Raw genomic sequence first — 12,928 nt, 5'->3', positions numbered from 1 at the left:
GTCCGCGGCCCGCTTGAGCGAAGAGAACTACTGCTGCGGAACGATGCTGACGGTCTTGCGACCGCGCTTGGTGCCGAACAGGACCGCACCGGCGGACAGCGCGAACAGCGTGTCGTCGCCACCACGGCCGACCAGGTCACCGGGGTGGAACTTGGTGCCACGCTGCCGGATGATGATCTCACCGGCGCTGACGACCTGACCACCGAAGCGCTTCACGCCAAGTCGCTGGGCCGCGGAGTCACGACCGTTACGCGAGCTGGACGCACCCTTTTTGTGAGCCATTGGAGGACGACCTACTTCCCGCTGGAGATGCCGGTCACCTTGACCTGGGTCAACGGCTGGCGGTGACCCTGGCGCTTGTGGTAGCCGGTCTTGTTCTTGAACTTGTGGATCCGGATCTTCGGGCCCTTGGTGTGCGCGGCGATTTCGCCGGACACCGCGACCTCGGCAAGCTTCGCCGCGTCGGTCACCAGGTCGTCACCGTCGACGAGGAGCACCGCGGTGAGCTTCACCGCGTCACCGGGAGCACCGGTGAGCTTCTCGACCTCGATCACGTCGCCTTCGGCGACCTTGTACTGCTTGCCGCCGGTCTTGACGATCGCGTACATCGGAGGCGGACTCCCTGTCGTTGAGGCTGCTGGCGGTCGTCCCCGCAGCGGCTCGCCGGGTAGCAGTGCACGGCGGCGCGGGCACACGGGAACTCGGCACACCAAAGGTGGGCCGCAGGCAAGAGTACGCCATCGCCGGCCCGGACCCCAAACCGGCCCGCCCTGGTCAGCGCGCGCAGAGCTGATCGAGGCGCTGCTGGAGCCTGTCGAGTTCGGTCTCGTCGATGGACTCGACGTCAGCGCCGAGCGCGGCAACCTCGGTGCCGAGGTCGGTGAGCAGTGTCTTGAGCTGCGGATCGGTGGTCTGCTCCGACTGCTTCCGCAGCTCGCTCCGCCAGCCGGCCAACGCCGCCTCGGCCCGCACCCGCGCCGCCACGGCGGTGCTGCTGTCCCCGGCCCCCACCGCCGCGACGAGCCGGCCCAGCTCCGCCACGTACGTCCGGACGGCTGTGGTGCTGGCCTGCTGGGCGGCGACGCAGACCGGGGTGACGCCGCCCGCGGCGGCACCACCTGCCGGCACCCCGGCCGTGGCACCGGTGGTCACGTCGACCGGGCCGGACCCGCCGCCGGGCCGGTCGGCGGAGCAACCAGCCACGTCGAGGAGCACTGTGACAAGCGCGGTGGCGGCGAGCAGACGACGCATCTTCTTCTCCTGACCAGGGACGGCCGGTCCGGGCCGGAGTGGCCACAACGACGAGGTCCCTCCCCCGTCACTTTGCCGGGGAAGGGACCTCGCCAAACACGTGGCCGGTCAGGCGGTCAGGGGCGCGTCCGCCGGCGGGCGCCGCCCCGGCGTGACCGGCGGCGGCCGGAGCCACCCTCGGCGCCCTCCTCGTCGCCCTCACCGTCGGCGAGCGCGTCCGGGTCGTCCGCCGCGGCCAACCGGGCCGACTCCCCCCGCTGACTGTCGGAGATCGCCGGCGCGGCGGCGGTGTCCGACTCGTAGCGGGACAGGTCGTAGCCCATGGTGTCCTGGTAGTCGGCGTCCGGTTCGGCGCTGGTGTCGGTGTCGACGACCTCCACCACTGCCCGTTCGGCCGGGGCGTTCTTGCGCGCCCGGCGACGGGACGACGCGGTGCCCTGCTCGGCGGCCGGAGCGGCAGCCACCGACGAGGCGACCGCCTTGACCTTCTCCCCGGCGCCCGCAGCACGCGGCTTCTCCGGCACCGGCTCGGTGTGCATGATGACGCCCCGACCCTTGCAGCACTCGCAGGTCTCGCTGAACGCCTCAAGCAGGCCCGCGCCGATCCGCTTCCTGGTCATCTGCACCAGGCCGAGCGAGGTGATCTCGGTGACCTGGTGCTTGGTGCGGTCCCGGCCCAGGCACTCGGTGAGGCGGCGCAGCACCAGCTCCCGGTTCGACTCCAGCACCATGTCGATGAAGTCGATCACCACGATGCCACCGATGTCGCGCAGCCGGAGCTGGCGGACGATCTCCTCCGCCGCCTCCAGGTTGTTACGGGTGACGGTCTCCTCCAGGTTGCCCCCGGAGCCGGTGTACTTGCCGGTGTTGACGTCCACCACAGTCATCGCCTCGGTGCGGTCGATCACCAGCGAGCCACCGGAGGGCAGGAAGACCTTGCGGTCCAGGCCCTTGATGATCTGCTCGTCGATCCGGTACTCGGCGAAGACGTCGCTCGTGCCGACGTGCCGACGCACCCGGTCCACCAGGTCCGGGGAGACGTGCGACAGGTACGACTCGACCATCTCGTACGACTGCTCGCCCTCGATCACCAGCTCGCGGAAGTCCTCGTTGAACAGGTCCCGGACCACCCGGATGACCAGGTCGGGCTCCCCGTAGAGCAGCACCGGGGCACCACCCTCGGCGGCCTTGGCCTGGATGTCCTCCCACTGCGCCTGCAGCCGCTTGACGTCGCGGGCCAGCTCGTCCTCACTGGCGCCCTCGGCGGCAGTCCGGACGATCACGCCCGCGCCGTCCGGGACGAGCTTCTTGAGCACGTCCCGCAACCGCTTGCGCTCGTTGTCCGGCAGCTTCCGGCTGATCCCGGAGGCGTTGCCGTTCGGCACGTAGACCAGGTGCCGGCCGGAGAGCGCGATGTGGCTCGTCAACCGGGCGCCCTTGTGCCCGATCGGGTCCTTGGTGACCTGGACGAGCACCGAGTCGCCGGAGCGCAGCGCCTGCTCGATCGAGCGGGCCCGCCCCTCCAACCCGGAGTTGTCCCAGTTGACCTCGCCGGCGTACAGCACCGCGTTGCGGCCCCGCCCGACGTCGACGAACGCCGCCTCCATGCTGGGCAGCACGTTCTGCACCTTGCCCAGGTACACGTTGCCGGCCATGGTGCCGGAGGAGTTGCGGGTGACGTAGTGCTCGACGAGCACCCCGTCCTCCAGCACGGCGATCTGGGTACGGTCACCGCGCTGGCGGACCGCCATCACCCGGTCGACCGCCTCCCGGCGGGCCAGGAACTCCGACTCGCTGAGGATCGGCGGTCGCGTCCGCCGCTGCTCCCGGCCGTCCCGGCGGCGCTGGCGCTTGGCCTCCAGCCGGGTGGAACCGGACACACCCTGCACCTCGTCGACGGTCCGACGCGGCTCACGGATCTTGACCACGGTCGGTACACCGTCGTCGGCGGCACCCTCCGTGTCGCCCGCGCCCCGACGACGACGACGCCGGCGGCGACGGGTCAAGCCGTCCCCGCCCTCGGTCTCCTCGTCCTCGTCCCCCTCGGCCTCGGCCTCGGCGGTCTCTTCCTCGTCGGCCTGCGCCGTCTCCTCGGACTCCTCGTCCTCGGCGTCGTCGGCCCCACCCTTACCCCGGCCCCGGCCTCGGCGACCACGCCGGCGGCGGCGGCGCGCGGCAGCGCTGTCCTCGTCGTCCTCATCCGCCTCGGTGACCTCGTCGGCCTCCTCGGTCGGCTCCTCCTCGGCCTCGATCGCCTCGATCGGCTCCACCGGCTCGACCTCGCGGCGACCACGCCGACGGCGGCGGGACGGCTCCGCGGCCTCCTCCACCGCTGGCTCCTCGGCGACGGGAGCGGGCTCGACCGGCCGGGTCACCGGCACGGCGTCCGGCTGGGGAGCCATGAACAGCACAGTGGGCGCGGAGAGGGCAGCCCGCCGACGACGGGTGCGCGGCTGCTCCGGCTCGACCTCGGCCGGCTCGATCGGCTCAGCTGTCACACCGGCAACGGCGGCACCTGGTGACACCTCGCCGGCGCTGGCCCAGGGCGATTCGGCGGCTGTCGCGCTCGACGCGTCGTTCAGCTCGGCCTCGGCCTCGCGCAGGTCGGAGGCCGCCGGTTCCTCGGCGACGACCGGCTGCTCAGCGGGTGGCTCCTCGGCGACCGGCTCCTCGACCGCCGCCGGGGTGGCCTTCTTGCGCCGGGTCCGGGTCACCTTGACCGGCGGAACCACGTCGGCCGGGGCCACCTCCGCGGCGGACGCGACGAGCGGCTCCTCGGCGGTCGTCTCGACGGGGGCGGCCTTGCGACGGCGCCGGGGGGTCTTGGGCGCGACGTCCTGGTCACCGGAGATCGGCGCGAACACCTCCGCCTGCGGCGACTCGGCACTGGCGGTCTCGCTGGTGGACGCCTCGGCCGGCGCGTCGGTCTGCTCCGGCTGGCTGAGCGGGGCAGCGCGCCGCCGGGTCGCCCGGGCACGCCGCACCGGCGCGGTGGGCTCGGCGCTCTGCGCACCGTCCGGCTCCAGTGAAGCCGAACCGGCGACAGTGGCGCCGTCGGCCGTGGTGCTCTGGTCGGCGGTCTCCCCGGCCGGCTGTGAACCGGTCCGTTCGCCGCCCTCGGGCTCGTTCTCGAGCATGGACGTTCTCCAGTTCTGGCTACCCCGGGCGCGGGTGAGCGCTGCCACGCAGGGTCGCCGCAAAAGTGTTTCCGCCGGGCACGCGTGGTGCGTGACCGCCGAAGTCTGCCTGCCAGAGCACGGACCGTCGGTCAGTGCTCAACGATGGTTGCCCCGTCGCGGTCCGCATCCAACGGATCCACGATCGCACCCTGCGCGGTCAACGTGCCCTGAGCCAGCCGGGTCACCCTCGGCGAAACCGGCGGCTCCAGGTCGGCCACCACGCGGAGGCCGGAAAGGACGTCATCGGGCCGTACGGACGGAGTGACCTGCCGCACGACCAGTTCGAGTATCGCACACGGTACGGCCGGCGCCCCGGAAGGCGTCGGCGTTGACCCGAGGACATCGATCGATATCACCGCCGCGCGGGCGTCGAAGGTGCGTCGACCCTGCTTGGTCATCCGCTCCACGAGCACCTCGTCCGCGGCGAGGAAGGCGTCCACCGCGGCGCGGAGCACCTCGGTCTCGACCTCGGGCAACTCGATGTGCCAGTGCGACGCCTCGATCCGGTCCGGGAGGTTGCCGCCCTCGGCGACGACGGCATCCAGGACGTCCAACCCCGGCGAGAGCGCGGCGTCCAACGCGGCCCGCAACTGCTCCGGATCGACCGCCGCCTGGAGAGCGATCTCCAGGTACTCGGCCTCGCTCGCCACCCCGGTGGGCGCGGCGCTGGCGTAGGAGATCTTCGGGTGCGGGTGGAAACCCTGGGAAAAGGCGACCGGCACGGCGGCCCGGCGCAGCGCGCGCTCGAACGCCCGGGCGAAGTCCCGGTGCGAGGTGAACCGCAGCGGTCCGCGCTTGGCGTACCTGATGCGGACGCGCTGGACGACCGGTGCCTGGCCGCCCTCGGGTTGAGGCTTCTTGGCGATCGTGGGCTCCTCGGGTGTACCTGCGTGTCCGACCATCCTGGCTCAGCGCCCACGACGGTACGCAGCCGGGGCGGCCGATCGCCCGGACAGACGGGTGCGAACCCACCGGGTGGGTCGTGACCACCCGCCCGCGCAAGCGCGCTGGCCGGCTGGTGACCCGGGAAGGTCACCAGCCGGCCACCACGATCAGGACCGGCTACCGCTCCTGCGGCGGGACGGGCGGCGCCCCGCCCGGCTGGCCGTAACCAGGAGGCGGAGCCTGACCGGGAGCCGGGGCGTACCCGGGAGGCGGGCCGTACCCGGACGGCGGAGCCTGACCGGGAGCCGGGGCATACCCGGGAGGCGGGCCGTACCCAGGAGGCGGAGCCTGACCAGGAGCCGGGGCATACCCAGGAGGCGGGGCGTAACCGGACGGCGGAGCCTGACCGGGAGCCGGCGCGTACCCGGGAGGCGGGCCGTACCCAGGAGGCGGAGCCTGACCGGGAGCCGGCGCGTACCCGGGAGGCGGGCCGTAACCCGCGCCCGGTGCCGGGTAGGCGCTGGACATCACCTGATCCAGCGCCTCGTCCGGGATGTCGGCCGCCCGCGCCGCCTCCCGCCGGTACCGCCGACGGTTCCAGATGAGGAACGCCACAAGCGCCAGCAGCAGCGCCAGCACCACGGCGATACCGATGACCACGACCATGACCTGCTGGTCGGTGGGGCCACCGCGATCGCCGTGCTGGGTGACGTCGAACTCCTCCTCCGCGGCCTCGGTGCGGACCGGGGCGGGGTCGGTTGCCGTCGCCGGGTCGAGCAGGGGGTTGGCGTTGACCGGTGGGACGTCCGCGGTCAGTGCCCTCATCGGGTCGATCACTCCGAAGCCGTACTGCGGATCGCGGCCGGACGGGCCGGCATCCCGTGCGGTCCGGATGATCCGGTTGATCACGTTCGGACCATTGAGATTCGGGTATTTCTCCAAGATCAACGCGGCCAGCGCGGAGACGATCGCGGTGGAGTCGGAGGTCCCGTCGCCCCAGCCGTAGCCCCCCTCGTTGGCGACGTTGTAGATGCCGTCGCCGGGGGCGGCGACCACCGCCTCCGGCCCCTGGACCGAGCCGGACCAGAACGAGCCACCCTTTGTCGTCCCGGTCACCGCGATCACCCCAGGGGTGTTGGCCGGATTCACGATGCCGACATCACCCTTGGCGGTGTTGCCGGCGGCGGCAATCACGACGACGCCGTGGTCCAACGCGTACGTGATCGCGCTCTGCTCCTCCGAGCTGGCGGCGCCCATCCCACCGACGGACAAGTTGATCACCTTGGCACCACCGTCGACGGCCATCCGGATGCCGAGGGCGATCGCCCCATCGTCGTAGGTCCCGCTGCCCTTGCGCATTTTGATCGGCAGGATCTTCGCGCCGGGGGCGATGCCGTCGACCCCGTCGCGACCACCGCTCTTGGCCGCGATGATGCCGGCCATGTGCGTGCCGTGGCCGTTCTCGTCGGCCCGACCGTCTCCGGAGGCTCCGTAGCTGCGACCACCGGGCAGCACCTGACCGCGCAGGTCCGGGTGGCTGGCCTCGACACCGCTGTCGAGCACGGCCACCACCACGCCCCGGCCAGTCGAGATCTTGTGCACCTGGTCGATCCGGAGTTCGTCCAGATACCACTGCTCGGCCCGCCGAGGCGCGGCGGCCGCCGGCTGGGCGGCCCCCACCACCAGCAGCCCCGTCAGCAGACAGGCGATCACCGACCGGAGACCCCCGACATTCACGTTCATTTGTCCATCCTCACCGCAGGACGCCCGGCATCGCTCCGTCACCAGGGCCCCACGGATCGTCATCCTCAGTCAACCACGACGAATGCTCGGAGCCGGTGCCGCCGGCACCGTGCCCGGCGCCGCCCGCACCGCCCATCATGCCGCCCGCCATCCCGGCGCCGCCCATACCCGCGCCACCACGCGCGCCACCCGGCATCCCCGCGCCGCCCGCGCCAGCACCCGCGGCGGTCCGCAGCGCGTTGGCCGCGCTCGTCATCGGCGGCACCTTGCCGTTGCCGCCGCCCACCATGCCGGGGAGTCCGCCCACGCCGATGCCGCCGCCCGCCCCCAGGCCACCGCCGGAGCCGATCCCGCCGGCCGAGCCGACGCCCGGCCCACCCCCGAAACCACCGCCGGCACCGCCGAGACCGGCGCTGCCGACTCCGCCACCGCCGAGGCCGCTGACGGTGCTCGGGCTGGCACCGGCCAGACCACTGCTGTAGCTGTCGTCGCCCTCCGGGTAGCCCGGATAACCGGACCCGGTTGGTGGTGGCGTGAACCCGCCGGTGCTGCCGGAGGACGGGCCACCGCCGATCCCGCCGGAACCGGTCGGGGAGAACGGGTCGATAGTGGACGTGGGGCCGCCTCCGCCGCCGATACCTGGTGGCCTGCTGCCGATCGAGGGGCCGCCACCACCAGTGCCGGAGCCCCCGCCGAACTCGCCACCCCCGATGTCGGGCCGCCCGGTCGGCGGCACCCGGGTGTCGCGACGAACGTCGTCCCGACCCTCCCGCGGATCCGGCCCGGCGACGGTGAGCTTGGGACGCTCGGTGTAGACCGCCTGGGGCAGCGGGGACATCGCCGTGTTCGCCACCTGCTGGTTGTCCCGGTACCAGTTGTCGAGATGGGACTTGGTGTCCCACCACCCGCCCCGCTTCTGGTCACCCGCCTGGCCGTCGACCTTCATGGTCGCCTCCAGGTCGTCGGCCTTGTCGCGGAACGCGCCGTCGGCGTACGACCCGGGGTTGCTCTGGTAGTCCTTGCGCAGCGCGGCGAGGAAACCCGACGCGCTCTCGCCGTCGCGGGCGTCGTCGAGCTCGGTGCCGTTGGGCAGGCTCCACTCGTTGATGCCGAAGTCGTCCCCGAGTGGGACCGGGATCGAGGCGACCGCCCTGCGGATGTCCGTCTCGATCCGCCCCAACGCGCCGCTGACGTTTGTCGCATCGGTGACCAGATCCTCGATCTGCTTACCGATCTCACCCAGATGCTCGCGGTACGCGTCACCGCCGCTGCCCTTCCAACCGGCGAGCAGGCCGGGCAGGCCACCGACGTGGGGGCGCTCCTGACCCGTGGCGATCGGGCCGACGAACGACCTGCCGACGAGCGCGTCGCGCAGCTGCGTCAGGCCGGAGGAGAGGTTTCCCCACCCCTGCCCGACCGATCCGACAGTCTCCGGGTCCGCGGAGAGCGTCACCTCGCGGACGCACCGCTCCCAGGTTCCTCCAGCCATGCCGTCCCCCTCAGGCCGTGTACGGGTAGGTGGGCGCGCCGCCGGCAGTGGGCGGCGGAGCCGCCGATTCGAGCAGCCGCTCGATCTCCTTGCCGTTGGCGGCGTTGCGTGCCTCGGTGTCCCGGAACGCCTTGGCGATCTCCTCGGTGCCCTGCTTCAGCGCGGCGAGTTTCTGCGAGAGCGACGTGAGGTGCGCTTCCATGTTCGCCGTGGAGGTCTCCAGGGCCCGCCACTGCATGCGGGCGTCCTCGTAGGCGCCGAAGGGAGTGCCGTTCGGGACGGTCTGGGCGTTGTTGCTGTCGCCCTTCATCCGCTCCTTGATGCGTTCCATCTCATAGCTGATGGTGTCGTCGACGTACTGCTTCAGTCGATCGACGTACGCCGCCGCGGCGTCCAGGTCCTCGACGCTGACGTGTAGATCGCCGGTGTTCGGCGGCGGAATGGTCCCCATGCGCTTCCTCCCCCGTTGCCGACCCGCCGGGTCGGTCCATGTCAGACGCAGCGTATCGACTGCGGCCACGTCGAGGCAGCCCCAGTCGGCGCTGTCGGCACCGATATCGGTGTCAACGACGCAGTTGCGGCACCAGCAGGCCGATGCCGAGCCCCACCAGGGCCAGGGGTGCGAGCAGGACGGCCACGCCACTCCAGGCCGCCTCGTCCTGCGCCGCCTGGACGGCCATCAGCACCACAAGCCCCACCAGGAGCAGGGCGACCACCGAGAGCATCGCCACCAGCACACGGGCCTTGTCCGGGCTCATCGTCCGTCCTCTCCTCGATCCGAGATCGGGATCGGTGCGGGAGGTGTCACCGTCGCGCCTCCCCACCGACGCCGGTCACCCGCCGGGCGTGAGCCCGACGGGTGACGTGTCGATTATGGACGCTAGCGGTGCGGCACCGTCGGCGCTGCCCGGCGGCAGCGGTCAGGCGGGGTTGCCGGCCGTCGGGAGTTTCATCCCGTTGCCGCCCAGCGGGGTGAGTGGCAGCAACTTCTTGCCGGTCGGGCCGATCTGGATCTCGGTGTCCATCGATGGGCACACGCCGCAGTCGAAGCAGGGCGTCCACCGGCAGTCGTCCTGCTCGAACTCGCTCACCGAGTCCTGCCAGTCCTGCCAGAGCCAGTCCTTGTCCAGGCCGGAGTCGAGGTGGTCCCAGGGCAGGACCTCAAGCTCCTCGCGCTGCCGGGTGGTGTACCAGTCGAGGTCCACCCCGAACGCGGGCAGCGTCTCGGCCGCCGCGTCCACCCAGCGCTGGTAGGAGAAGTGCTCGCTCCACCCGTCGAACCGGCCGCCGTTCTCCCAGACCTTGCGGATCACCGAGCCGACCCGGCGGTCACCCCGGGAGAGCAGGCCCTCGATCAGCGACGGCTCCCCGTCGTGGTAGCGGTAGCCGATGGCCCGACCCAGGGAGCGGTCGGAGTTGATGGCCTGCTTGAGGATCTTGAGGCGGTGGTCGATGACCTCCGGACGCTCCATCGAGGCCCACTGGAACGGGGTGTGCGGCTTCGGCACGAACCCGCCGATGGAGACCGTGCAGCGGATGTCCTTGGAGCCGGTGGCGGCCCGACCGGCCCGGATCACCTCGTGCGCCATCTCGGCGATCTCGAGGACGTCCTCGTCGGTCTCGGTGGGCAGGCCGCACATGAAGTAGAGCTTCACCTGCCGCCAGCCGTTGGTGTACGCGGTGACGACGGTGCGGATCAGGTCTTCCTTCGTCACCATCTTGTTGATGACCTTGCGGATCCGCTCCGACCCGCCCTCCGGGGCGAAGGTCAGGCCGGTGCGCCGCCCGTTGCGGGACAGCTCCTGCGCGAGGTCGATGTTGAAGGCGTCCACCCGGGTCGACGGCAGCGACAGCGAGACGTTCGTGCCCTCGTACTGCTGGGCGAGGCCCGAGCACATGTCGCCGATCTCGGAGTGGTCGGCCGAGGAGAGCGACAGCAGGCCCACCTCGTTGAAGCCGGAGAACTCCAACCCGTCGCGGACCATCTGCCCGACAGTGGTGATCGACCGCTCCCGGACCGGACGGGTGATCATGCCTGCCTGGCAGAACCGGCAGCCCCGGGTGCAGCCCCGGAAGATCTCCACCGCGTACCGCTCGTGCACCGTCTCGGCCAGCGGGACGAGGGGCTTCTTCGGGTACGGCCAGGCGTCCAGGTCCATCGTCGTGCGCTTGTGCACCCGGAACGGCACGTCCGCCCGGTTCGGCACGACCCGCTGGATCCGCCCGTCCGGGAGGTAGTCGACGTCGTAGAAGCGCGGCACGTAGACGCTCTCGGTGCGCGCCAGCCGCAGCAGCAGCTCGTCGCGGCCCCCCGGGGAGCCCTCGGCCTTCCACTCCCGGACGATCGCGGTGATCTCCAGGACCGCTTCCTCGCCGTCGCCGAGCACCGCGGCGTCGATGAAGTCGGCGATCGGCTCCGGGTTGAACGCGGCGTGCCCGCCGGCCACGATCACCGGGTCGGCGTCGGTGCGGTCGACGGCCAGCATCGGAATGCCGGCCAGGTCGATAGCGGTGAGCATGTTCGTGTAGCCCAGCTCGGTGGAGAAGGAGAGGCCGAACACGTCGAACTCGCGTACCGACCGGTGCGCGTCGACGGTGAACTGCGGCACGCCGTGCGTGCGCATCAGGTTCTCCAGGTCGGGCCAGACCGCGTACGTCCGCTCGGCGAGGGTGTCGGGCAGCTCGTTGAGCACCTCGTAGAGGATCTGCACGCCCTGGTTGGGCAGGCCCACCTCGTACGCGTCGGGGTACATCAGCGCCCAACGCACTGTCGCGGCAGCCCAGTCCTTGGACACCGCACCCAGCTCGCCCCCGACGTACTGGATGGGCTTGGACACCTGGGGCAGCAGCGGCTCGAGCTGGGACCAGACGGACGGGTCCAGGTCACGGCTCGGCGTCAGCGGCGCCGAGCCGGAGTCGTCGCGAGAGTTGGTCGCGGCACGCGGCGTCGTGGACGGGGCACTCATGACGCCCAAGGGTACGCGCCCGCCCGGCGGTGGCGACGCGGTACTAACCTCGGACCGGCGCGAGAGGAGATTGCCGCGATGCCCGAGCCCCAGCCGGGAGCACGGCCGGCCGACGGGAGCACCCCGGGCGCGGAGCCGGACCGGGATCCGGCGACCGCCGATCAGCCGGCCTCCCCACCCGTACCGTCGGACCAGCCGGAACCGTCAGACCAGCCCGCACCGGCCGACCAGCCCGCACCTGCGGACCAGCCGGAACGGGCGGACCAGCCCGCGCCCGCGGATCGACAGGAACCGCCGACGCGGCCCGAGACTCCGGATCGGTCGGCACCCGCGGATCGGCCCGGTCCGGCCACCACCGCGGAGGCGCCCGCGCCCAGGTGGAGCGGCTCCGCGCCGGTGCCACCCCCGCTGCCGCGCCGACAGGTCTGGGGTGAGTCGGCCGAGCCGACACCACCGCCACCCCTGCCCGTGGGGCCACCGGAGCATCAGACGCCGGTAGACCCGTGGGCCGGCGTGGACACCGGCGGCTGGGACCTGCCCTCCGCCGAGCTTCCGCCGCTGCCCCCGATGCCCCCGACGCTGCCGCACCCGACGCCGCCGGCGACCCGCCAGTGGTCCGGCCCGCCCGCGCCCCCGGTCGGGTCGCACCCGGTGTCTCCAGCGGCTGCGCCGAGACCACCGCAGGCCACCGGGCCCAGGATGCCGGCCCGGCCGACGTCGCCGCCCGCGCCGCCGCTGCCGCCGCCCACGGTGCCGAAGCAGCGCCGGGGCCGGCGATCCGCCCCGCCACCCGCGGCACCACCGGGCTGGCAGGCCCCCAAGGGGTACGTGCCGGTGCCGGTCCGCCGTCGTCGCCGCTGGCCCTGGCTGCTGCTGCTCACCCTGGCCTGCTGCTGCGGCTGCCCCGCCTACTACGGCTTCCCGATCTCCACCCAGTACCCGGTGCAGGCCGCGCTCCCCGCCCAGGTGGACGATCTGAAGCTGCGTCAGGACAGCCGCAGCACGGAGACCGCCCGGCAGTTGGAGAACGAGGTACGCACCGAGCACTGGCTGGCCGAGGGCACCTTCGCCGGCGTCTACTCCACCTCGGGCGGCAAGCAGGTGACGGTCTTCGGCGGCACGGGTTTTCGGTTGAGCCCGGAGTCGGACGCCGAGGCCGAGATCACCCGACTCACCGAGCGGTACGGGCTGGACGCCGCCGAGAACGTGGACACCGGGGTGCGGGGCCGGCACGAGCGATGCGCGGTCGGCCGGTCCGATGGCGGCGACGTGGTGGTCTGCACCTCTGTCGACTACGGCAGCATCGCCACCGGGGTGTTCACCCGGCTGTCCGTCGCGGACAGCGCCACCCTGTTGAACACCCTGCGGGCCCAGATCATCCGACCCAAGTCCTGAACCCCCACCCCGCCACCGTT

The 12,928-nt window shown here is 72.1% G+C and carries 11 protein-coding genes; 1 reads left to right on the top strand and 10 read right to left on the bottom strand.

Going from position 1 to position 12,928, the window contains the following annotated elements:
* Positions 1-27 precede the first annotated feature (27 nt).
* From rpmA to AB0B86_RS11645, 10 genes are all read right to left on the bottom strand, one after another.
* The gene (gene rpmA / locus AB0B86_RS11690; RefSeq protein WP_007464062.1) at positions 28-282 is read right to left on the bottom strand and encodes a 50S ribosomal protein L27; all 255 of its coding nucleotides are present in this window, start codon (positions 280-282) and stop codon (positions 28-30) included.
* An 11-nt stretch (positions 283-293) separates the two neighbouring features.
* Complete coding sequence (gene rplU / locus AB0B86_RS11685) at positions 294-608, bottom strand: 50S ribosomal protein L21 (RefSeq protein ID WP_007464063.1); 315 nt, start codon at positions 606-608, stop codon at positions 294-296.
* 166 nt (positions 609-774) lie between these two features.
* The gene (locus tag AB0B86_RS11680) at positions 775-1,251 is read right to left on the bottom strand and encodes a hypothetical protein (protein ID WP_357412054.1); all 477 of its coding nucleotides are present in this window, start codon (positions 1,249-1,251) and stop codon (positions 775-777) included.
* A 116-nt stretch (positions 1,252-1,367) separates the two neighbouring features.
* Positions 1,368-4,388 (bottom strand): Rne/Rng family ribonuclease, encoded by a 3,021-nt coding sequence (locus tag AB0B86_RS11675; protein ID WP_357412053.1) that lies wholly within the window; start codon positions 4,386-4,388, stop codon positions 1,368-1,370.
* 131 nt (positions 4,389-4,519) lie between these two features.
* Positions 4,520-5,332, bottom strand: a complete 813-nt coding sequence (locus AB0B86_RS11670; protein ID WP_357412052.1) for a TIGR03936 family radical SAM-associated protein — start codon at positions 5,330-5,332, stop codon at positions 4,520-4,522.
* A 160-nt stretch (positions 5,333-5,492) separates the two neighbouring features.
* On the bottom strand, positions 5,493-7,058 hold the full coding sequence (gene mycP / locus AB0B86_RS11665) for a type VII secretion-associated serine protease mycosin (RefSeq protein ID WP_357417687.1): 1,566 nt from the start codon (positions 7,056-7,058) through the stop codon (positions 5,493-5,495).
* Positions 7,059-7,068: 10 nt separating this feature from the next.
* On the bottom strand, positions 7,069-8,547 hold the full coding sequence (locus AB0B86_RS11660) for a hypothetical protein (RefSeq protein ID WP_357412050.1): 1,479 nt from the start codon (positions 8,545-8,547) through the stop codon (positions 7,069-7,071).
* 10 nt (positions 8,548-8,557) lie between these two features.
* Positions 8,558-8,998: a hypothetical protein gene (locus AB0B86_RS11655; RefSeq protein WP_357412049.1), complete on the bottom strand. Its 441-nt coding sequence runs from the start codon at positions 8,996-8,998 to the stop codon at positions 8,558-8,560.
* Between the two features lie 112 nt (positions 8,999-9,110).
* A complete protein-coding gene (locus AB0B86_RS11650) occupies positions 9,111-9,305 on the bottom strand; it encodes a hypothetical protein (RefSeq protein WP_357412048.1) in 195 nt (64 codons plus the stop codon).
* Positions 9,306-9,467: 162 nt separating this feature from the next.
* The gene (locus tag AB0B86_RS11645; RefSeq protein ID WP_357412047.1) at positions 9,468-11,513 is read right to left on the bottom strand and encodes a TIGR03960 family B12-binding radical SAM protein; all 2,046 of its coding nucleotides are present in this window, start codon (positions 11,511-11,513) and stop codon (positions 9,468-9,470) included.
* 396 nt (positions 11,514-11,909) lie between these two features.
* On the opposite strand from AB0B86_RS11645, the gene AB0B86_RS11640 reads away from it, so the two are divergent.
* On the top strand, positions 11,910-12,908 hold the full coding sequence (locus AB0B86_RS11640; protein WP_357412046.1) for a hypothetical protein: 999 nt from the start codon (positions 11,910-11,912) through the stop codon (positions 12,906-12,908).
* Positions 12,909-12,928 lie beyond the last annotated feature (20 nt).

It is taken from the genome of Micromonospora sp. NPDC049047, assembly GCF_040649135.1.
Taxonomy (GTDB): domain Bacteria; phylum Actinomycetota; class Actinomycetes; order Mycobacteriales; family Micromonosporaceae; genus Micromonospora.
The sequence above is the reverse complement of the archived record's forward strand: the minus strand, read 5'-3'. Positions and strand labels throughout refer to the sequence as shown.

Excerpts from the sequence above, each read along its gene's own strand:
- AB0B86_RS11680 (WP_357412054.1), bottom strand. The coding sequence starts at position 1,251 with ATGCGTCGTCTGCTCGCCGCCACCGCGCTTGTCACAGTGCTCCTCGAC.
- rpmA (WP_007464062.1), bottom strand. The coding sequence starts at position 282 with ATGGCTCACAAAAAGGGTGCGTCCAGCTCGCGTAACGGTCGTGACTCC.
- mycP (WP_357417687.1), bottom strand. The coding sequence starts at position 7,058 with ATGAACGTGAATGTCGGGGGTCTCCGGTCGGTGATCGCCTGTCTGCTG.
- rplU (WP_007464063.1), bottom strand. The coding sequence starts at position 608 with ATGTACGCGATCGTCAAGACCGGCGGCAAGCAGTACAAGGTCGCCGAA.
- AB0B86_RS11660 (WP_357412050.1), bottom strand. The coding sequence starts at position 8,547 with ATGGCTGGAGGAACCTGGGAGCGGTGCGTCCGCGAGGTGACGCTCTCC.
- AB0B86_RS11650 (WP_357412048.1), bottom strand. The coding sequence starts at position 9,305 with ATGAGCCCGGACAAGGCCCGTGTGCTGGTGGCGATGCTCTCGGTGGTC.
- AB0B86_RS11655 (WP_357412049.1), bottom strand. The coding sequence starts at position 8,998 with ATGGGGACCATTCCGCCGCCGAACACCGGCGATCTACACGTCAGCGTC.
- AB0B86_RS11670 (WP_357412052.1), bottom strand. The coding sequence starts at position 5,332 with ATGGTCGGACACGCAGGTACACCCGAGGAGCCCACGATCGCCAAGAAG.
- AB0B86_RS11675 (WP_357412053.1), bottom strand. The coding sequence starts at position 4,388 with ATGCTCGAGAACGAGCCCGAGGGCGGCGAACGGACCGGTTCACAGCCG.
- AB0B86_RS11645 (WP_357412047.1), bottom strand. The coding sequence starts at position 11,513 with ATGAGTGCCCCGTCCACGACGCCGCGTGCCGCGACCAACTCTCGCGAC.